At 72.5% G+C, this 19,657-nt stretch carries 22 protein-coding genes; 7 read left to right on the top strand and 15 right to left on the bottom strand.

What is annotated here, in order from left to right; genetic code table 11:
- Positions 1 to 269: 269 nt before the first annotated feature.
- The 11 genes from ACLJQE_RS26630 to ACLJQE_RS26580 all read right to left on the bottom strand — a co-directional run bounded on the left by ACLJQE_RS26630 (position 270) and on the right by ACLJQE_RS26580 (position 9,897).
- A complete protein-coding gene (locus ACLJQE_RS26630) occupies positions 270 to 2,033 on the bottom strand; it encodes a hypothetical protein (protein ID WP_410642084.1) in 1,764 nt (587 codons plus the stop codon).
- Between the two features lie 49 nt (positions 2,034 to 2,082).
- The gene (locus ACLJQE_RS26625) at positions 2,083 to 2,952 is read right to left on the bottom strand and encodes an AAA family ATPase (RefSeq protein WP_410642083.1); all 870 of its coding nucleotides are present in this window, start codon (positions 2,950 to 2,952) and stop codon (positions 2,083 to 2,085) included.
- 18 nt (positions 2,953 to 2,970) lie between these two features.
- On the bottom strand, positions 2,971 to 3,570 hold the full coding sequence (locus ACLJQE_RS26620; protein ID WP_410642082.1) for an NTP transferase domain-containing protein: 600 nt from the start codon (positions 3,568 to 3,570) through the stop codon (positions 2,971 to 2,973).
- A 261-nt stretch (positions 3,571 to 3,831) separates the two neighbouring features.
- Entirely contained in the window at positions 3,832 to 4,665 is an 834-nt protein-coding gene (locus tag ACLJQE_RS26615; RefSeq protein WP_410642081.1) for an IclR family transcriptional regulator C-terminal domain-containing protein, read from the bottom strand.
- Positions 4,666 to 4,675: 10 nt separating this feature from the next.
- Complete coding sequence (pcaC, locus tag ACLJQE_RS26610) at positions 4,676 to 5,077, bottom strand: 4-carboxymuconolactone decarboxylase (RefSeq protein WP_410642080.1); 402 nt, start codon at positions 5,075 to 5,077, stop codon at positions 4,676 to 4,678.
- The gene (gene pcaD / locus ACLJQE_RS26605) at positions 5,074 to 5,850 is read right to left on the bottom strand and encodes a 3-oxoadipate enol-lactonase (RefSeq protein WP_410642079.1); all 777 of its coding nucleotides are present in this window, start codon (positions 5,848 to 5,850) and stop codon (positions 5,074 to 5,076) included. Before pcaD ends, pcaC begins: the two co-directional genes overlap by 4 nt.
- 5 nt (positions 5,851 to 5,855) lie before the next feature.
- On the bottom strand, positions 5,856 to 6,410 hold the full coding sequence (gene pcaG, locus ACLJQE_RS26600) for a protocatechuate 3,4-dioxygenase subunit alpha (protein ID WP_410642078.1): 555 nt from the start codon (positions 6,408 to 6,410) through the stop codon (positions 5,856 to 5,858).
- Positions 6,407 to 7,144, bottom strand: a complete 738-nt coding sequence (gene pcaH, locus ACLJQE_RS26595; protein WP_410642077.1) for a protocatechuate 3,4-dioxygenase subunit beta — start codon at positions 7,142 to 7,144, stop codon at positions 6,407 to 6,409. The genes pcaG and pcaH overlap by 4 nt, the downstream gene beginning before the upstream one ends.
- Positions 7,145 to 7,154: 10 nt before the next feature.
- Positions 7,155 to 8,336 (bottom strand): thiolase family protein, encoded by a 1,182-nt coding sequence (locus ACLJQE_RS26590; protein WP_410642076.1) that lies wholly within the window; start codon positions 8,334 to 8,336, stop codon positions 7,155 to 7,157.
- Complete coding sequence (locus tag ACLJQE_RS26585; protein ID WP_410642075.1) at positions 8,333 to 9,091, bottom strand: CoA-transferase subunit beta; 759 nt, start codon at positions 9,089 to 9,091, stop codon at positions 8,333 to 8,335. The genes ACLJQE_RS26590 and ACLJQE_RS26585 overlap by 4 nt, the downstream gene beginning before the upstream one ends.
- Complete coding sequence (locus tag ACLJQE_RS26580) at positions 9,088 to 9,897, bottom strand: CoA transferase subunit A (RefSeq protein ID WP_410642074.1); 810 nt, start codon at positions 9,895 to 9,897, stop codon at positions 9,088 to 9,090. Before ACLJQE_RS26580 ends, ACLJQE_RS26585 begins: the two co-directional genes overlap by 4 nt.
- Positions 9,898 to 10,084: 187 nt before the next feature.
- Here ACLJQE_RS26580 and ACLJQE_RS26575 point away from each other — a divergent pair, with 187 nt between their 5' ends.
- From ACLJQE_RS26575 to ACLJQE_RS26565, 3 genes are all read left to right on the top strand, one after another.
- Positions 10,085 to 12,181 (top strand): alpha-galactosidase, encoded by a 2,097-nt coding sequence (locus ACLJQE_RS26575; RefSeq protein ID WP_410642073.1) that lies wholly within the window; start codon positions 10,085 to 10,087, stop codon positions 12,179 to 12,181.
- A gap of 278 nt (positions 12,182 to 12,459) precedes the next feature.
- On the top strand, positions 12,460 to 13,404 hold the full coding sequence (locus ACLJQE_RS26570) for a 2-hydroxyacid dehydrogenase (protein ID WP_410642072.1): 945 nt from the start codon (positions 12,460 to 12,462) through the stop codon (positions 13,402 to 13,404).
- Positions 13,401 to 14,519, top strand: a complete 1,119-nt coding sequence (locus tag ACLJQE_RS26565; protein ID WP_410642071.1) for a glycerate kinase — start codon at positions 13,401 to 13,403, stop codon at positions 14,517 to 14,519. The genes ACLJQE_RS26570 and ACLJQE_RS26565 overlap by 4 nt, the downstream gene beginning before the upstream one ends.
- Before the next feature lie 65 nt (positions 14,520 to 14,584).
- On the opposite strand, the gene ACLJQE_RS26560 is transcribed toward ACLJQE_RS26565, so the two are convergent.
- Both ACLJQE_RS26560 and ACLJQE_RS26555 read right to left on the bottom strand, forming a co-directional pair.
- Positions 14,585 to 14,878, bottom strand: a complete 294-nt coding sequence (locus tag ACLJQE_RS26560; RefSeq protein WP_410642070.1) for an iron-sulfur cluster biosynthesis family protein — start codon at positions 14,876 to 14,878, stop codon at positions 14,585 to 14,587.
- An 80-nt stretch (positions 14,879 to 14,958) separates the two neighbouring features.
- The gene (locus tag ACLJQE_RS26555; RefSeq protein ID WP_410642069.1) at positions 14,959 to 15,369 is read right to left on the bottom strand and encodes a hypothetical protein; all 411 of its coding nucleotides are present in this window, start codon (positions 15,367 to 15,369) and stop codon (positions 14,959 to 14,961) included.
- A gap of 165 nt (positions 15,370 to 15,534) precedes the next feature.
- Between ACLJQE_RS26555 and ACLJQE_RS26550 the strand changes: the two genes are divergently transcribed.
- The 4 genes from ACLJQE_RS26550 (at position 15,535) to shbA (ending at position 17,805) form a co-directional block, all read left to right on the top strand.
- Positions 15,535 to 16,014, top strand: a complete 480-nt coding sequence (locus ACLJQE_RS26550) for a GtrA family protein (protein WP_410642068.1) — start codon at positions 15,535 to 15,537, stop codon at positions 16,012 to 16,014.
- Positions 16,015 to 16,040: 26 nt separating this feature from the next.
- Positions 16,041 to 16,394, top strand: a complete 354-nt coding sequence (locus ACLJQE_RS26545) for a YidH family protein (protein WP_410642132.1) — start codon at positions 16,041 to 16,043, stop codon at positions 16,392 to 16,394.
- Between the two features lie 204 nt (positions 16,395 to 16,598).
- Positions 16,599 to 16,895, top strand: a complete 297-nt coding sequence (locus ACLJQE_RS26540; protein ID WP_410642067.1) for a DUF202 domain-containing protein — start codon at positions 16,599 to 16,601, stop codon at positions 16,893 to 16,895.
- 322 nt (positions 16,896 to 17,217) lie between these two features.
- Positions 17,218 to 17,805, top strand: coding sequence for an RNA polymerase sigma factor ShbA (shbA, locus tag ACLJQE_RS26535; protein ID WP_410642066.1), 588 nt, complete (start codon positions 17,218 to 17,220; stop codon positions 17,803 to 17,805).
- 34 nt (positions 17,806 to 17,839) lie between these two features.
- Here the strand turns inward: shbA and ACLJQE_RS26530 are convergent, their stop codons facing one another.
- Together ACLJQE_RS26530 and ACLJQE_RS26525 are read right to left on the bottom strand one after the other, a co-directional pair.
- Complete coding sequence (locus ACLJQE_RS26530; RefSeq protein ID WP_410642065.1) at positions 17,840 to 18,691, bottom strand: amidohydrolase family protein; 852 nt, start codon at positions 18,689 to 18,691, stop codon at positions 17,840 to 17,842.
- Positions 18,688 to 19,656: an aldo/keto reductase gene (locus ACLJQE_RS26525; RefSeq protein WP_410642064.1), complete on the bottom strand. Its 969-nt coding sequence runs from the start codon at positions 19,654 to 19,656 to the stop codon at positions 18,688 to 18,690. The genes ACLJQE_RS26530 and ACLJQE_RS26525 overlap by 4 nt, the downstream gene beginning before the upstream one ends.
- Position 19,657 lies beyond the last annotated feature (1 nt).

Here is a 19,657-nt window from a genome sequence, read left to right as displayed (position 1 = left end):
GCTCTTCGCCGCAGCCGACCCAAGGTAGCGGCGGGTGGGCGCGAAGAGCTTTTCGGAAAGAAAAGGGGAATTTCAGCGAACGACGCGGGAGATCGCGCCGCATCGGTTCCGGTCTTGCCGTCGGATCACGATCTCCTCCTCTCGGGACTGGCGTGCTGTGCTGTGGTGAAAAGAAGGATGCCCGAGTCCGCCGGGAGCGGCAACGCAATTAAAAACGCCCGCCTCGCCGGTCCTTTGTGGACCGTCGAGGCGGGCGCCGGGTGCTGCGGTCAGGCGGCGGCCTTGAAGCCGGGCTGGATGTTCGCGCAGCCGCGCAGCCCCGCCGTCTTGTTGAGCTCCAGCAGCGGCGGGAGCGTCTTCTGGGCGTAGGCCTTGAGTTCCGCGAGTTTCGCGTCGTCGACCAGGTCACGCCGGACGTGGTAGCTGACCCAGTTGCGCGAATCGATGGTCAGGTTGCCGATCGGCGGGTTGACGTAGATCGTTTCGTATTCGCGCTCGAACCGCGGGTCCTTGTCGAAGCCCAGCGTGGTGATCCACGAGCCGATGAACGTGATCAGCTCGGGCTTCTCCTGGTCGAAGACGTAGTTGCGGACACCCGTCACGTCGGACTCGTGCAGGTAGTCGGCGACCTGCTTGTCGCCGAGGCCGGCCAGGTCGAGCACCCGGATGCGGCTGCCCAGCGACGTCCCGCCGAGGTCGATCAGGCCGACCTGCGCGGAGTCGGGCAGCTTCAGGATGTCGGCGAAGCCGTTGATGGACCGGGCGTCGCGCTCGGCCACGATGCAGAACGCGGTCTTGACGTTGGCGCGGTAGGACTTGCCCTGGTCGTAGAGCCCGCTCACCGAGCTGACCAGCGCCACCACCAGCAGGCAGGCGAGCACGATCCGGCCGCGCAGCCGGGCCGCGGCCAGCGCCTCGACGACCACGATCGCACCACCGAACGCGCCCAGCGTCCAGACCGGGGTGGCGAACCGCAGCTGCCCCATCCAGTCGTACTCGAGCACGATGTAGGCGACCACGGTGAGCCCGAACGGCACCATCAGGGCGATCAGCCCGGTGCGCAGGCGCGACGGCCGGACCAGCAGCACCACCAGGCACGCCACGGCGACCGCGACGACCAGCCAGCCCACGTAGGAGACGATGTCGCCGGGGCGGGCGAGGTCCTCGATCGTCGGAGGCTCCTGTCCCTTCGCGACGGCCGTGTTCGGGACCAGGCGGCCGAACTCGAACCAGCGGAAGACCATGTACGCGCCGTACGGCACGGCGAAGCCGGCGACGGACACGACGACCGCGCGGACGCTGCGGCCGAGCAGCTCCCGCTTGAGGAACAGCAGGACGGCGATCGGGTAGGCACCGGCGTAGATGATCCCGTCGGGCCGGGTCAGCGCGGCGAGCATGGCGATCAGCCCGGTGCCGACGGCGATCTGGGTGTCGAGGAGCCGGCCGCTGTGGACCGCGCGCACGATCACCACCGCGAGCGCGGCGACCGTGAGGGCGTAGAGGGAGTTCTCCAGCCCGGAGAAGCACCAGATGACGAACGACGGGATCGCGGCGAGCGCGGCCCCGGCGACGAACGTGATCAGGGCCGGGCGGCGGCTGAGCACCTTCGCACCGAAGTAGAAGAGCACGAGGATGCCGGCGCAGCAGGCCAGCGCGAGCGCCTTCGGGAACAGGATCTGGTCGTTGATGCCGAAGAGCGTCCCGTGGTCGAAGAGACCGACGAGCTTGCCGAGGGCGAACAGGACCATCCAGGTCGGGTTGGAGTACCCCTCGACCGGCGCGGCGCCGGGCTGGAGCACCGGCCCGAAGCCGTCGGCGAGGTTGCGCGAGTAGGCGAACGTGATGGCCGAGTCGTCGATCAGCCAGTGGCCGTAGAAGGTGGCGTGCACGGCGATCAGCACGGTGCCGCCGAGCACGGCGGCCACGGCGGCGAGCTTGCCCCGCCAGCCCCGCTGCGCGGTCGCCGGGCCGGCCGTCCGGTCCGGTGCCACCTCGGACGGCGGTCTCGTCTCCGTGGTCTCGGCCACGCTCATCCCCAGGTCCTCCTCGCTTCGACCACACCGGCCCCCCGACCCGGGGCGGTCAGGCGAACAGGGCGTCGAGTTTCGCCCTGACCCGGTCGAGGTCTTCGCTGTATTTCAGGACGGCCCCGAGCGTTCTTGCCGCCGTTGCCGCGTCCAGCTCGTCACACTGAAGAGTTAAGAGAGCCCCTGCCCAATCGAGCGACTCCGCTACTCCCGGTGGTTTCAGCAAGTCCATTTCACGGAGCCGATGCACCGCTTCAGCAATTTGCCGAGCCAGAGCTTCACTTACCCGCGGGATCCTACGGCGCAGGATCTTGACCTCCCGCACCAGGTCCGGGTGTTCGAGCCAGTGGTAGAGGCAGCGGCGCTTGAGCGCGTCGTGCACCTCGCGGGTCCGGTTCGAGGTGAGCACCACTAACGGGGGACGCTCGGCGCGGACTTCGCCGTACTCGGGGATGGTCACGGCGTGCTCGTCGAGCAGCTGCAGGAGGAAGGCCTCGAACTCGTCGTCGGCCCGGTCGATCTCGTCGATCAGCAGGACGCAGGGAGCGCTGATCAGGGCCTGGAGCAGCGGCCGGGCCAGCAGGAACCGCTCGGTGTAGAGCGAGCGCTCGGCGGCCTCGACGTCCAGGTGCCCGCCCCCGGCCGCTTCGAGCGCGCGCAGGTGCAGGAGCTGACGGGGGAAGTCCCACTCGTAGAGGGCCTGGGCGGCGTCGATGCCTTCGTGGCACTGGAGGCGGATGAGCGGCCGGTCCAGCGCGGTGGCCAGGGCCAGGGCGAGGGACGTCTTGCCGGTGCCGGGCTCGCCCTCGCAGAAGAGCGGGCGTCCCATCCGCAGGGCGAGGAAACCGGCGGTCGCCAGCCCGTCATCGGCGAGGTAACCGGTCGCATCGAGCGCGGCGGCGAGTTCTTCGGGCGAGTCCGTCACGCTGTCGATCGTAGGTGTTCAGGCGGGCCCCGCCAGATCACCGGGGCGGTCGACGTCCCGGCCGCTGCCGAGGTCACCGCACTCGATCAGCGTGAGGTCGGCGCGGGTGGCGAGCCAGTCACGGGCACCGCGGTCGCCGAGGGCGCTCCCGGCGACCTCGCCCCACCACCGCCGCCCGAGCAGCACGGGGTGCCCGGGAACGCCCTCGTAGGCGGCACGGGCGACGGTTCCGGCGGAGGCGTGGGCGGCCACGCGGGTGAGGACGCCGGAGCCGACCCACGGCAGATCGACGAGGTGAACGAGCGCGGCAACGGGCTGATCGGCCGCCTCGAGGGCGGCGAGGGCGGCGAGGCCGGCGCGCAGGGAGGCACCCATGCCGGTGGCCCAGTCCTCGGCGGGGACGGCCAGCTCGGGGTCGGGCAGCAGGGCACGGACCTGGTCGGCGGCGGCCCCGACGACAACCCGCACGGGCGCGCACCCGGCGGCGGTCAGCGTGCGGAGGGCACGGAGGACGAGGGGTTCACCGTCGAGTTCGACGAGAGCTTTCGGGCCCCCGAAGCGCCGCCCGCCCCCGGCGGCGAGCAGGAGCCCGGCGACCGGACGGGGAAGGTTGGTCACGAGGCCGAGCCTGCCGCGGCCGGGGCCGGCCCGGCCACGGGAGGTGGTCGAAGGGCAGGCGGCCGGCCAGGGATCGGGGCGGCCGCTCGTTCGGCCACGGGCACGGTTCCGGGCGGCTCGGCGACCCGCACCGCCGACCACTGCGCAACGGGCACCCGCGCTGGGGCCGGCCCGGCGCGGTGCAGCGACTCGCCCCACGGCACCCGTCGGCGGATCCGCCCGGCCCACGCCCCGGCCACCCGCCGATGGTTGAACGGCGGTTCAGCCACGGGCGTGGTCCGGGGCTCCGACGGCCAGGTCCGCCTCGATGGCCCGGGCCGTCTCCAGCAGTGGGGGGACCAGGTCCTTCCGCACCGACTCCGCCGTTGTGCGGCTTGCGTGGGTGGACAGGTTGACCGCCGCCACCACCCGGCCGGTGCGGTCCCTGAGCGGGGCGGCCACCGAACGGAGGCCTTCCTCCAGTTCCTGGTCCACCATCGCCCAGCCCTGGGCGGCTACCCCGGCCAGCTCCGTGCGCAGGCGCTCGGGAGCCGTCACCGTGTGTTCGGTCAGGCGGTCCAGGCTCGCCACCAGGAAGTACTGCTCCAGCTCCGCCTCGCCGAGCCCCGCGAGCAGGACGTGGCCCATCGACGTCGCGTACGCCGGGAAGCGGGTGCCCACGTTGATGCTCACCGTCATGATGCGGGACACCGCCACCCGCGCCACGTACACGATGTCGGTGCCCTCCAGCACCGAGACCGAGCTCGACTCGTGCACCCGCGCCGACAGGTGCTCCAGGTGCGGCTGGGCGACCTCCGGCAGCGTCATGCTCGACAGGTACGCGTAGCCCAGCTCCAGCACCCGGGCCGTCAGCGAAAAGTACTTGCCGTCGCTGCGGACGTAACCCAGGTCGGCCAGCGTCAGGAGGAACCTCCTCGCCGCCGCGCGGGTGAGGCCCGTGGCGCGGGCCACGTCGCTCAAGGTCAGCTCGGACGCGCCCGCGTGGAACGCCTTGATCACGGCCAGCCCGCGCTCCAGCGACTGCACGTGGTGGGCACCACGGTGCGCCGGTTCGCTGTCCAGCCGGACCTCGAACGACGGCCTCGTCACGTCCATGCCCGGCACCCTATCCGGCGTCGGCGGGCCGGGCGCTCGGCTCGCCGAGCTCGGCGAGGGTGCGCTGGGCGATGGCGAACGCCGCGTTCGCCGCCGGGGCTCCGGCGTAGACCGCCGTGTGCAGCAGGACTTCGCCGATCTCCGCCGCCGTCAGCCCGTGGCGGACCGCCGCGCGGACGTGCATCGCCAGCTCGTTGTGCGCGTGCAGTGCGGTGAGCGCCGCCAGTGTCACGCAGCTGCGCGTGCGGCGGTCCAGGCCGTCGCGGGCCCACACCGAACCCCACGCGCCCTCGGTGATGTAGTCCTGGAACGGGCGGCTGAAGTCCGTGGTGCCCGCGACCGCGCGGTCGACGTGCTCGTCGCCGAGCACCTCGCGCCGCACCTTCATACCCTGCTCGTGGCGGTCCGTCATGCTCGCTCCAAGTGATCCAGGATCAGCCGGGTGAACTCCGCCGGCTGCTCGTAGCTGCCCAGGTGCGCGGCGTCCGCCACCACTTCCAGCCGCGCGCCGGGGATGACTTCGGCGATCGGCCGGGCGTGCTCCCCCGGCGGGGTCGCCGGGTCGTCCGCGCCCGCGACGACCAGGGTCGGCGCGGTGATCTTCGGGAGCAGCTCCAGCAGGTCCATCCGCTCGATGGCGCCGCAGCAGGCCGCGTAGCCCTCCGCCGGGACCGCCGCGATCATCGCGCGGAGGAACCCGGCCCGGTCCGGGTGCCGCTCGCGGTACCCCGGCGTCAGCCAGCGGCTCACGCCCGCCGCGGCCACCGCCGCGGTGCCCTCGGCGCGGACCGTGCGGGCCCTGTCCGCCCACATCGACGGCGGGCCGAGCTTCGCGGACGTGCAGCACAGCACCAGGCTCGCGACCCGGTCCGGCGCGTGGACACCGAGCCACATCCCGGTCATGCCGCCGAGCGACAGGCCCACCAGGTGCGCCCGCTCGGCACCGAGCTCGTCGAGCAGCGCCAGGACGTCGGCGCCCAGGTCTTCGAGCTCGTAGGGGCCCGGCGGGACCGGCGACGCGCCGTGCCCGCGCGTGTCGTACCGGACCACCCGGAACCCGCGCTCCACCAGCGGTGCGACCTGGGGTTCCCACATCCGCAGGTCGCTGCCGAGCGACCCGCCGAGCACGACCACCGGCCCGTCCCCCGGTCCTTCCACGACGCGGTGCAGCTTCACGGCGCTCACGGCCGTCACACCCGGAAGAAGACGGTCTCGCCGTCCCCCTGCAACCGCACGTCGAAGCGGTAGCCGTCGCCGGTCTTCGCCGCGATCAGCGTGCCGCGCCGCTCCTCCGGAACCGTCGCCAGCACCGGGTCGCCGGAGTTGTCCTGGTCCTCGAAGTAGATCCGCGTGACGACCCGGTTGAGCAGGCCGCGCGCGAACACCGAGACGTCGATGTGCCGGGCCTGCGTGGTGCCGCCCTCGCCGGGGACGGCACCCGGGAGGAGGGTGAGGATCCCGTAGGTGCCGTCGGTCTCCGTCGGGCAGCGGCCGAAGCCGCGGAACTCGCCGTTCGCCGCGCCGCGCGGGTCGTCGGGGTGGCGGAAGCCGCCGTCCGGGTCGGCCTGCCAGGTCTCGATCATGGCGTCCGGGACCGGGTCGCCGTTGCCGTCGCGGACGGTGCCGCGGATCCAGAACGCGCCCGGCGTGCCCTCGGGCACGACGTGCGGCCCGTCGGGCCACGGCAGCCCGATCGACAGGTACGGGCCGACGGTCTGCGAAGGGGTGGGCAGCAGCCTGGTCATTCGTCCTCGTCCTCTTCCTCTTCGAACACCGACGCGCCGCGCCCGCGCAGCACGATGTCGAACTGGAACCCGAGCGCCCACTCGGCCTGCGTGATGTCGTGGTCGTAGCGCGAGACCATCCGCTGCCGGGCCTTCTCGTCCGGGATCGAGTTGAAGATCGGATCCTGGAAGAACAGCGGGTCGTCCGGGAAGTACATCTGGGTGACCAGCCGCTGGGTGAACGCCGAGCCGAACACCGAGAAGTGGATGTGCGCCGGGCGCCAGGCGTTGTCGTGGTTCTTCCACGGGTACGCGCCGGGCTTGATGGTGGTGAAGGTGTAGCGGCCGTCGCTGTCGGTCAGGGTGCGGCCGACGCCGTCGAAGTTCGGGTCGAGCGGGGACGGCCAGCGGTCGCCGGTGTGCCGGTAGCGGCCGCCGGCGTTCGCCTGCCAGATCTCGACGAGGGAGTCGCGCACCGGTCGGCCGTCGCCGTCGAGGAGCCGCCCGGTGACGATGATGCGCTGGCCCTGCGGTTCGCCGGCGTGCTGCCGGGTGAGGTCGTTGTCGTGCTCGCCGAGGCGACCGGGCCCGAGCAGCGGGCCGGTGACCTCGGTCAGCATCTGCGGGAGCAGGACGAGGTCCTGCTTCGGGTGCCGCAGCGCCGTGGAGCGGTAGCCGCCGGAGTCGAGGGGCGGGTGGGTGCCTTCGGGGTCTTCGCCGTAGCGCGGCAGCCTGAATTCGGTCGGAGTGGCCACGTTTTTCTCCTTACCGGCCTTCGAGGACGACAGCCAGCCCTTGGCCGACGCCGATGCAGATGGCGGCGAGGCCCCAGCCTCCGCCGCGGCGGTGCAGGTCGTGCGCCAGGGTGCCGAGGATGCGGCCGCCGGATGCGCCGAGCGGGTGCCCGATGGCGATCGCGCCACCGTGGGTGTTCACGATCTCCGGATCCAGGTCCTTCCAGTCGCGCAGGCAAGCCAGCGATTGCGCGGCGAAGGCCTCGTTGAGCTCGACCGCGGTCAGGTCACCCCAGCCGATGCCGGCGCGCTCGAGGGCGATCTCCGCCGCGCGCACCGGGCCGATGCCGAAGACGTCCGGGTCGACGCCCGCCGCGCCGCGGCCGGCGATCCGGGCGAGCGGGGTCTTGTTCAGGCGGCCGGCGGCGGCTTCGTCGCCGAGGAGGAGGGCCGAGGCGCCGTCGTTCAGCGGGGACGCGTTGCCCGCCGTGACGGTGCCGTTCTCCTTGCGGAACACCGGCTTGAGCTTGGCGAGCTTCTCGGGGCTGGAGTCCGGGCGGATGCCTTCGTCGCGGGTCAGGCCGGCGCCTTCGACCGGGACCACCAGGTCGTCGTAGAAGCCCTCGTCCCACGCCTTGGCGGCGTTGACGTGGCTGCGGGCGGCGAAGGCGTCCTGTTCGTCGCGGCCGATGCCGTACCGCTCGGCGAGCTGTTCGGTGGACTCGCCGAGCGAGATCGTCCACTGCGACGGCATCGCCGGGTTGACCATGCGCCAGCCGAGCGCGGTGTTGTAGAGGGTCTGGTTGCCCGCCGGGAACGCCTTCTCCGGCTTGGGCATGACCAGGGGCGAGCGGGTCATGGACTCGACGCCGCCGGCGACGACGAGCGAGGCATCGCCGACCTGGATCGCCCGGCTGGCCTGGATCACCGCGTCGAGGCCGGAGCCGCAGAGGCGGTTGACCGTGCTGCCGGGGACGGTCGTCGGCCAGCCGGCGAGGAGGGCGGCCATGCGGGCGACGTTGCGGTTGTCCTCGCCGGCACCGTTCGCGTCGCCGAGGGTGACCTCGTCCACTGTGGACGGGTCGAGGTTGTTGCGGTGCTGCAGCGCACGCAGGACCCCGGCGGCGAGGTCGTCGGGACGGACACCGGCCAGTGCGCCGCCGTAGCGGCCGAACGGGGTGCGGATCGCGTCGAGGATGTAGACGTCGGTCATGCGCTTGCCTTCTCCAGGTCTCGCAGAAGGGTCAGCTCCTGCTCCGTGGGGGCCGGGGTGGTCGCGAGGTCGTCGGACACCTTCAGTTTCCACCCCGTGGCCGCGACGGCGCGGTCGAGGTCCACCCCGGGGTGCAGCTCGGTCAACGTCAGCTCGGCCGTCTCCGGGTCGGGACGCAGGAGGCCCAGGTCCGTCACGACGAGGGTCGGGCCCCGGCCGGGGAGGCCGAGACGCGCGCGGTCGCCCTTGCCCGTTCCGTGGCCGAACGACGTCACGAAGTCCACCTTCTCCACGAAGGCCCGGGGGTTCTGGCGCAGCACGACGAACACCTCGCCACAGGAAGCCGCGATCTCCGGGGCGCCGCCCGCGCCGGGCAGCCGCACCTTCGGGTCGTGGTAGTCCGAGCCGATCACCGTCGTGTTGATGTTGCCGAACTTGTCCAGCTGGGCCGCGCCGAGGAAGCCCACGTCGATGCGGCCGGGCTGGAGCCAGTAGTTGAACACCTCCGGCACGCTGATCACCGCGTCCGCGGTGTCGGCCAGCTCGCCGTCGCCGATGGACAGCGGCAGGCGGGACGGCTTCGCGCCGAGGCAGCCGGATTCGTAGATCAGCGTCAGGTTCGGCGCGTGCGCCCGGCGGGCCAGGTTCGCCGCCTTGCTCGGCAGGCCGATCCCGACGAAGCAGGACATGCCGTCGCCGAGCGCGCGGGCCGCGGCGACGCTCATCATCTCGTCGGAGGAGTACTGGGCGCTCATGCCTTCACCCCGGTCAGCTCGTTCAGCCACTTCGTGAACTCTTCGCGGTCGCGGCCCACCTTGTCCCACGCCTGGTACGCCGAGTTGTCCCGCTCGTAGTACCCCGCCGCGTACGACGGTTTCGCGCCGCCGGGGACCTCGGCCACCGCCGTGACCACCCACGCCGGGAGCACGACCGCACCCGGCCGGGGGGCCAGCTCGTCGACGATCTCCTCGACCGTCACCAGGGACCGCTTCGCCGCCAGCACCGCTTCCTTCTGGACGCCGGTGATGCCCCACAGCTGGACGTTGCCGTCCCGGTCCGCGCGCTGGGCGTGGACGATCGCGACGTCCGGGTTCAGCGCCGGCACCGCCGTCAGCTTCTCGCCGGTGAACGGGCAGGTGATCGGCCTGATCGTGTCGGTGTGGGCCGGGAGGTCGGTGCCCGTGTACCCGCGCAGCACCGCGAACGGCAGGCCGGACGCGCCGGCGACGTACCGGTTCGCCATGCCCGCGTGGCTGTGTTCCTCGATCTCCAGTGGCACCGGCCACTCGTGCTGGACCGCGTCACGGAAGCGGTGCAGCGAGCCGACACCCGGGTTGCCGCCCCACGAAAAGATCAGCTTGCGCGCGCAGCCCGCGCCGATGAGCTGGTCGTACACGATGTCGGGGGTCATCCGCACCAGCGTGAGATCCCGGCGGCGCTGCCGGATGATCTCCTGCCCGGCCGCGACCGGGATGAGGTGCGTGAACCCTTCGAGCGCGACGATGTCGCCGTCGTGCACCAGCCGGGCCACGGCCTCCTCCAGCGACAGCAGCTCCGCCATCACACCCTCCGCATCGTTCGGACTGTTCGCATCACGCACACTCGTTCTGCAACCGAACATAGCACGGCACCGGGCGGCCCGACCAGACGTCTTCCACCCAATGGATGACGCGCGCACGTCGAAGGGGACTTTTTCCGGGCGCGGGCAGCGAGCGAAGTCTGCGCTGGTCAGCTCTACGCTGTCGGTCATGTCGCTCGTCGAACACGACCCCGCGCACCGGCTCTGGCTGCTGCGCACGCCCGAGAGCTCGTACGCCTTCCGGCTGGACGCCGACGACCGCCCGCGGCACGTCCACTGGGGCCCGCCGCTGACGCTGGCCCAGGCCACGCAGGTCGCCGCGCGCCGCAACCCGGCCGACAGCAGCTTCGACGAGCCCGGTGACGAGCGGCAGGAGCTCCCGGCCGAGGGCGGCGCGTTCTTCGGCGTCGCGGCACTGGCCGTCCGGTACGCCGACGGGACTTCGGCGCTCGAGTGGCGCTACGACGGCTTCGCACTCGAAGACGACACACTCGTCGTGCGGCTCGCGGACCGGCACTACCCCCTGGAGCTGTCCCTGCACTACCGCGTCCGCGGCGACGTCGTCGAGCGTTGGACGTCACTGCGGCACACCGGCACGGAAGAACCGATGGCCTTGCTGCGCACGGATTCCGCGTCGTGGACGCTCCCCCGGCGCGACGGCGCGCGGCTGAGCCGGACGTCCGGTGCGTGGAGCGCCGAGTACGGCGTGCTGCGGGAACCGCTGCCGGTCGGCGAAACCACGCTGACCAGCCGTCGCGGCGCCTCCGGCCACCAGGTCAACCCGTGGGTGATGCTCGACGCGGGCGACGCGACGGAGACCGGCGGCGAGGTGTGGTCGTCGGCGCTGGCGTGGAGCGGGAGCTGGCGGATCACCGTGGAGCGCACGCACACCGGCCGCGTCACGTGGACCGGCGGGTTCGGGCACGAGCACGTCGCCTGGCGGCTGCAGCCGGGCGAGACGTGGGAGACGCCGGTGTTCGCCGGGCTCTACGCGGCCGACGGCTTCGGCGGCACCAGCCGGCGTTGGCACGCGTACGTCCGCGAGTTCGTCCAGCCGCACCCGGGCGAGCTGCGCCCGGTCGTCTACAACTCCTGGGAAGCGACCGGCTGGGACGTCGACGAGCAGACCGAGACCGAGCTCGCCGCCGCGGCCGCCCGGCTGGGGGCGGAACTGTTCGTCATGGACGACGGCTGGTTCGGCGCCCGCACCGGCGACTCGGCCGGGCTCGGCGACTGGATCGCCAACGAACAGCGCTTCCCCCGCGGGCTCGGGCCGCTGGCCGAGGCGGTTCACGCGCACGGGATGCAGTTCGGGCTGTGGGTCGAGCCGGAGATGGTCAACCCGGACAGCGAGCTCTACCGCGCGCACCCGGACTGGGTGCTGCACATGGCCCACCGCTCCCGGACGACGCTGCGCAACCAGCTCGTGCTGAACTTCGCGCGCCCCGACGTCGCGGACTGGGCGCACAAGTGGCTCGACCGCCTGGTCGGCGAGCACGGCATCGACTACCTCAAGTGGGACATGAACCGCGCGTTCACCGAGGCCGGCTGGCCCGAAGCCGGACCGGACGCGCAGCGGCTGTGGGTCGGCCACGTGCGGGCGGTGTACGCGATTCTGGACCGGCTGCGCGCCGACCACCCGAACCTGCGGATCCAGGGGTGCGCGGGCGGCGGCGGCCGCACCGACCTGGGCATCCTCGCGCGGACCGACGAGATCTGGGCGTCGGACAACACCGACGCCGCCGACCGGATCACCATCCAGCACGGCTACGGCCAGCTCTACCCGGCGGGCACGATGTCGGCCTGGGTGACCGACAGCCCGAACCCGGCGACCAAACGGGAGGCGCCGCTGAGCTTCCGCTTCCACGTGGCGATGGCGGGCGTGCTCGGCCTGGGCGGCGATCTGCCGCGCTGGACGCCGGACGAACTCGCCGAAGCGACGTCCCTCGTGGCGCTGTACAAGGAGATCCGGCCCGTGGTGCAGCACGGCACGCTGTACCGGTTGGCCGATCCGGCGGTCGCGGCGCTGACCGCGGTGCAGTACGTGCTCGGCGACGAAGTGGTCGTGTTCTTCTGGCGGCGCCCCACGGAGTTCGCGCGGCCGTTCACCCCGCCGCGGTTCGCGGGGCTGGAGCCGACCGGGCTTTACCGCGACCAGGACGGCGTCGTGCACCACGGGGCGGTGCTGCTGAGCCACGGCCTCGGCGTCGACTTCCCGGGCAGCGGCTACGCGAGCGCCGTGGTGCGGCTGACGCGGGTGGGCTGAATCGTCGGTGACATCTGGGGCTTCGCCCCAGGTCGGGGGCTCCGCCACCCGAGCCCCCGAAAATCGTCGGTGACATCTAGGGCTCCGCCCCAGGTCGGGGGCTCCGCCACCCGAGCCCCCGAAAATCGTCGGTGACATCTGGGGCTCCGCCCCAGGTCGGGGGCTCCGCCACCCGAGCCCCCGAAAATCGTCGGTGACATCTGGGGCTCCGCCCCAGGTCGGGGGCTCCGCCACCCGAGCCCCCGAAAATCGTCGGTGGTTTGGCTTAGGCTGTCGAGGTGGCCAAGATCGCGGTGACCCGATGGATTCCCGACGACGCGGTGAAGCTCCTCGCCGAGGCGGGCGAGGTGGCGGTCTCCCCCGCCGATCGTCCGCTGACGCCCGCGGAACTGCACGAGTTCGTCGCCGGCGCGTCGGCCGTCGTCGGGATGCTGCACGACCGGCTCGACGGCGCGCTGGCCGACGCCGCCGGCCCCGGGCTGAAGGTGGTCGCGAACGTCGCCGTCGGGTACGACAACGTCGACGTCCCGGCGCTGGCCGAACGCGGCGTCGTCGTCACCAACACCCCGGGTGTGCTCACCGACGCCACCGCCGACCTCGCCTTCGGCCTGCTGCTCGCCGTCACGCGACGCCTCGGCGAGGGCGAACGGCTGCTGCGCTCGCGCACGCCGTGGTCGTTCCACCTCGGCTTCCTGCTCGGCTCCGGGCTGCAGGGCAAGACGCTGGGCATCGTCGGGTTCGGGCAGATCGGGCGGGCGATGGCGAACCGGGCCGCCGCGTTCGGCATGTCCGTCGTCTACTCCGGACGGTCCAAAAAGGACACAGACGCCGAGTACGTGCCGTTCGGGGAGCTGCTGGCGCGCGCGGACGTCGTGTCGCTGCACTGCCCGCTGACGCCGGAGACGCGGCACCTCATCGACGCCGGCGCGTTGCGGGCCATGAAACCCGGCGCGTACCTGGTGAACACCACGCGCGGCCCGGTCGTCGACGAAGCGGCGCTGGCCGATGCGCTGGAAGCCGGGGAGATCGCCGGTGCCGCGCTCGACGTGTTCGAGAAGGAACCCGAGGTCGAGCCGCGGCTGCTCGGCCGGGACGACGTCGTGCTCAGCCCGCACCTGGGGTCGGCGACGGTCGAGACCCGCACCGCGATGGCCGTGCTGGCCGCGCGCAACGTCGCGGCGGTGCTCGCCGGGCGTCCCCCGCTGACGGAGGTGAAGCCGTGACCCGTGTCGTCATCGCGCCCGACAAGTTCAAGGGCAGTCTCACCGCGGTCGAGGCCGCGGAGGCGATCGCGCTCGGCGTGCGCGAGGCCTTGCCGGACGCGGAAATCGTCACCTGCCCGGTCGCCGACGGCGGCGAAGGCACCCTGGACGTCCTGGAAGCGGCGGGCGCGCGGATCGTGCGGCTGACCGTTCGCGGGCCGCTCGAGGAGTCGGTCAAAGCGCGGTATGCCGTGCTGGACGGCACCGCGTACGTCGAGTCCGCGCGTGCGTGCGGCATCGAATTCGTCGAGCCGAGTCCCGCGACGGCGCTGGCCGCGCACACCTGGGGCGTCGGCGAGCTCTTGGCGGACGCGCTGATGCACGGCGCGAAGCGGCTCGTCCTCACGGTCGGCGGCACGGCCAGCACCGACGGCGGCGCCGGGATGCTGGGGGCACTGGGCGCCGGTGTGCTCGACGCGTTCGGCGCGCCGGTCGGCCTGGGCGGCGGGACGCTGACGCGGGCGGCGTCGACGGAGCTGACGCCGGTGCGCGAACGGCTGGCCGGCGTGCACGTGGCGGTCGCGACCGACGTGACGAACCCGCTGCTGGGCCCGGACGGCGCGGCGGCGGTGTTCGGGCCGCAAAAAGGTGCGGGGCCGGCGGAGGTGGCGCTGCTCGACGAGGGCTTGGCGCGGTGGGCGCACGCACTGCAGGTGGGCGGCGCGCCGGATGTCACGCGGGTGCCGGGCGCGGGTGCCGGCGGCGGGGTGGCCGCGGCGGCGATCGCGCTCGGGGCGGACGTCGAATCCGGGTTCGCCCTGATCGCGGGGTTGACCGGGGTGGACGCGGCGCTGGACGGGGCGGACCTGGTCATCACCGGCGAGGGATCGCTGGACGAGCAGAGCCTGAACGGCAAGGCCCCGGCGGGCATCGCCGACCGCGCGCGGCACCGCGGGGTGCCGTTGCTGGCACTGGCGGGCCGGATCCAGCTCGACGCGGCGGGGCTGGCGCGGCTGGGGGTGGTGGGGAGCAGCGCGCTGATCGACCACGCGCCTTCACTGGACCACGCCCGGCTGCACGCCGCGGAGCTGCTGCGCGCTCGCGCCGCGGAGCTGGTCCGCGACTGGTCCCGCTGACGACCGCGCTCCCGCGAGCGAACGGACCTTCCGCACCCGAACGGCGAAAGGCCCGTCCGCCGCGGTCAGCTGGTGTGCTGGGGCAGCACGGCGAACGCCACGCCGCCGGCTTCGTCCTCCTGGACGTCGAGCACCTTGTCGTCCAGCAACGCTGCCGCCTGTGGCTCGAGGAACACCTTCGGGCCCTGCTCCTCGCCCAGCACGCTGTCACCCTCTGCCGGTTCGGGAGCCACCGACAGCGCCAGCTGGGCGCTTTCGCCGTCGGCGTTCTGGACCGCCAGGCGGAGCCCGGCGTCACCTTCCCCCTGGCTCGTCAGAGCGGTGATCGCCTCGGCGGCGGCTTCGGTCACGGTCAGCATCTTGGGCCTTCCCTTCGTCGCGGTCCGATGACTGGTGCCCCACGCTAGGGGCGTCCGAACGGACGTGCAGTCTGAGCGGATCAGCCCTGCCGGGCCGCGCGAATGGCGTCCGCCACCGATTCGCCCGCGTAGTCCGTGGTCTCGCGGCGGCCCTGGTTCGAATGCCGCCGGGGCACGGTGTCCTCCGCCACAACCGGCTCGAAGTCGGGCGGTGCGTCCTCGATCGTCTCGTCGAGCTCCGCCGCCGGCGTCGCCGCGAGCGGGCGCTCCGGGACCGGCTCCGGCTCGGCGTCCGGCACCTCTTCGGCCAGCCGCTGGTCCATCGGTTCGCCTTCGCGGATCTCCCGGGGCGTGGTGCCGTACCGGTCGGCAGCACTCCAGTGCTCGGGCGGCTCGATGCCTTCTTCGAGCGAATCCACGCGCAGCTCGTCCTCGTCCAGCGCCTCGCTGGGGCTCAAGCTCTGCGGTTCGGCCGAGTCGCGGTCACTCACTGGCCCTCCTGGCGCGTCGGAAACATCTCGTCGCCGGTGACCTACCCCGGGCGGCGGGGCGGTGAAACCCCGCAGCGTCACGGGGAACCGGTGTCAGCGGGATCACATTTCTTCAACTGGGTTTAACACATTCACAAGTTTGTGAATGCAGAGTAGCTTGGGATCATGGCCACCACCAGGTGCGCACCGGAACACCGGCTGCTCGCCACCGACCCGGACCGCCACCACGAGCTCGGCACGCACGCGGCGTGGTACGTCGTGGCCGGCGTGGTGACGACGGGCCTGCAGGCCGTTCTGTTCCTCCTGCTGCGCGACCAGCTCGGCTCCCAGCCGGCGAACCTGGTCGCGATCGCGCTCACCACGGCCGGGAACACCGAGTTCCACCGCCGCGTCACCTTCGCCGGGCGACGCAGCAACGCCGGCAAGCGGCACCTGCAGGACGTGCTCACCTTCGCCTTCTACGCCCTGTACGGCTCGGCCGTGCTGGCCGTCCTCGACGCCGTCGTCGACCGGCCGACGTCGTGGGAGGAAACCGGCACGCTGCTGCTGGCCAGCCTGGTCGGCGGGTTCGTGCGGTTCGCCGTGCTGCGCTGGTGGGTCTTCGCGCACCACACCGAACCGGCCCCGGCCACCCACACCGGCTAGCGTCTGCGGACGTGGCCCCGCACGACATCAACCCGGACGACATCAAGCCCCACGCGGGCGGCACCGAACCGGACTACCGCTTCACGCTGGCCAACGAACGCACCTTCCTCGCCTGGCTCCGCACGGCCCTCGGCCTCCTCGCCGGCGGCGTGGCCGTGCACCAGCTGGTGCCGTCGCCGGCCGCGGCGAGCACGGTGCTCGCCGGGCTGTGCGTCGTGCTGGCCGCCGTCCTCGCCGCGACCGCGTACCCGCGGTGGCGGCGGGTGCAGATCGCGATGCGGGCCGGGGAACCCCTGCCGCCGAGCCGGATGATCCTGGCGCTCACCGTCGGGCTGCTGGCGCTCATCGTTGCCGCGGCCGTGCTGCTGGCGGTCTCGTGAGTGACAGTCCCGTGAGTGACACCAGTCTCGTGAGTGACACGGACGGCTGCGGACGGTGACGGCCGGAAATGCCGCTCCGCCTGGCCACCCTTCTCGCCGAACCGGACGGACCGAAGCGGGCGAGCGGCGCCTCCGGACGCGAATACCGCCGGTTCGCGATTATCGTGACGGCAAAAATACCGTCATGCCTGCCGAGATCCGGCCGTGACCTCCGCCGGCGGCGCCCAAGCCGAGCGCACCGGGCTCGCCTGGCGGCGGACCGCACTGGCGTCCGCCGCCTGCACCGTACTGCTCCTGCACTCCGCCGCCCAGCGCCATTGGGGTGGCACGGTGATCCCCGCATTGCTCGCCGCGGCGACATCTGCCCTGCTGGCGGCCATCGGAATGCGCCGCGAACGGGCCTTGCGCGCGGCCGAACCAGGGCCGCCGAGCCCCGTCCTTCCCGCCCTTGCGTCGCTCGCCGTGACCGTGACCGCCGCTTCCGTGGTCGTCTTCCACTGACGAGTGAACTCGGCACATCCTGAAACCGATTAATCGCAATGTGCGGGGACGGGTCGCGGGAACATCACGGTCGATACTGCTAACGGGGTATTGGTCGTTGAAATCTGGACTGACCCACCCGGAGGTGCTTACGATTACCCTGCGTCGCACGGACCGCAGATCGGCCCCGATCCACCGGAGCATCTGCGATGGATCAGTTACGGAGTGTTGAACCCCCGGCAGCGACGGTCGAGGGTCGGCCGGGGAGACGACCATGACAGCACCGCCGAGGACCACCGAACCATCCGCAGCGAGCCTTCGCGATTATCGCACCCCCGAGTCATTGCCCCGCCCGGGCGGACGGCTCACCAAGGAGGACCTCGACCCCCTCGTCAAAGACGCGGGCGAGGGCAACCCGGCCGCGATCCACTCGCTGCTGCAGATGATCGAGCCGGTGGTGGTCCGCTACTGCCGCGCCCGCATGGGTGGCCGTGACCTCTCCTACCTGTCGGCCGACGACGTCGCCCAGGAAGTCTGCCTCGCCGTGCTCAAGGCCCTGCCCGACTACCAGGACCGCGGCGGCTCGTTCCTGTACCTGGTGCACGCGATCGCGGCGAACAAGGTCGCCGACGCCTACCGCGCCGTCGCCCGCGACCGCTCCGAGCCCGTCCCCGAACTCCCCGAGCACCCGCTGACCGCAGGCAACGAGCCCGAATCGCACGCCCTGCACCTCGACCTCGGCGCCCGCCTCGGCCGGCTGCTCGCCACCCTGCCCCGGGTACAGCAGGAGATCCTGACCCTGCGCATCGCGGTCGGCTTCTCGGCCCAGGAAACCGCCGAGGCACTCGGCATCTCCGCCGGCAACGTGCGCGTGACGCAGCACCGCGCGCTGACCCGGCTGCGCGGCATGATCCGCGACGAAGAGTTCTGACAGACCACATCAGCGGCGGGCGGGGAGACCTCGTTTACCCCCTGGAGGAGGTAGCCCCGCCCGCATCCAGCCGGTAGGCCGTGCGGGCGTTGTGCTCGAAGACGGCCAGGCGCTCGGCGTCCGAGAGCGAGCCCGTCAGTGCGATGGCCGCGTCGAGGACCACCTCGTAGGACGCCGCCAGTTCGCAGACCGGCCAGTCCGAGCCGAACAGCAGCCGCGCCGGGCCGAACACGTCGAGCACGTGGTCGACGTACCGGCGCAGGTGCCCGGCCTCCCAGCCGGTCCAGTCGGCTTCGGTCACCAGCCCGGACAGCTTGCACACGACGTTCTCGCGCGCCGCCAGCGCGGCCACGCCGGACGCCCACGGCTCCCACTCCCCCGCCGCGATCGGGGGTTTCGCCGCGTGGTCGAGCACCAGGCGCAGCTGAGGCAGGCGCAACGCCACTTCGGTCGCGGCGGGCAGCTGCGCGGGGCGGACCAGCAGGTCGAACGCCAGGCCGGCCGCCGCGACCGCGCTGAGCCCGGCGACCACCTCGGGACGCAGCAGCCAGTCGTCGTCGGGCTCGCCCTCCACCTGGTGCCGGATGCCGACGAGCGGGCCGGTCAGGGCGGCCAGCCGGTCCACGACGTCCGGCGCCGTGAGGTCCACCCAGCCGACCACGCCCGCGATCACCGGCTCCGCGGCCGCCGTCGCGAGGAACTCCGCCGTCTCCTCTTCCGAGGACACCGTCTGGACCAGGACCGTCGCGTGCACCCCCGCCGCCTTCGTCACCGCACGCAGGTCTTCGACCGTGTACGGGCGGCGGATCGGGTCCATGGCCGCCCCCGCCAGCCACGGGTATGCGCGCCGCGACGGGTCCCACAGGTGGTGGTGCGCGTCGATCATGAGACTCCTTCGGCGATGACGACGTCGGCACGCAGCAGGCCCGCGTCGATCAGTTCGGTCCACAGGGCAGGCGGCACGACCGCCCGCGCCCGCCGCGCGTTCACACCGACCTGGTCCGGATCATGCGCGCCGACGACCACCGACACCACCGCCGGATGCGCCATCGGCAGCGCCAGCGCCGCTTCCGGCAGCTCGACGCCGTGCCGCGCGCAGACCTCCGCGATCCGCGCGGCCCGCTCGACCAGCTCCGCCGGCGCTTCGGCGTAGTCGTAGACCCGGCCCGGTTCGGCGGTCGCCAGGATGCCGCCGTTGAACGCGCCGCCGACCACCACGCGGACGTCCCGTGCCGCGCACAGCGGGAACAGCTCGTCCAGCGCGGGCTGGTCGAGCAGCGTGTAGCGGCCGGCCACCAGCAGGACGTCCAAGTCGGTGCGGCGGACGAACTCGGCCAGCATCGGCGCCTGGTTCATCCCGGCGCCGAACGCCCCGATCACGCCCTGCTCCCGCAGTTCCCGCAACGCCGGGAAGGCGCCGCGCAGGGCGTCCTCGAAGTGGTCGTCGGGGTCGTGGACGTACACGATGTCGACGCGGTCGAGGCCCAGCCGGGTCAGGCTCTCTTCGAGCGACCGCAGCACACCGTCGCGGCTGAAGTCCCACCGGCGCCGGTACGCGGCCGGGACGGCGAAGCCCTGGTCGTCCCGGGCGCCGGCGCCGTCCGGGTTCGGCTCCAGCACGCGGCCGACCTTCGTCGAGACCACGTACTCGTCCCGCCGGTACGAGCGCAGGGCCGCGCCGAGCCGGGTCTCCGACAGGCCGAGGCCGTAGTGCGGCGCGGTGTCGAAATAGCGGACGCCTTCGTCCCACGCGCGCCGGACGGTCGCGGCCGCCGTCTCGTCGCTGATCGCGTGGTAGAGGTTGCCCAGCTGCGCGCAGCCGAGACCGAGCGGGGACAGGGAGAGTTCCAAC

It is taken from the genome of Amycolatopsis sp. lyj-346 (assembly GCF_046548975.1).
In the GTDB taxonomy this organism is placed as follows: Bacteria; Actinomycetota; Actinomycetes; order Mycobacteriales; family Pseudonocardiaceae; genus Amycolatopsis.
This window is presented reverse-complemented; position numbering and strand designations above follow the sequence as displayed.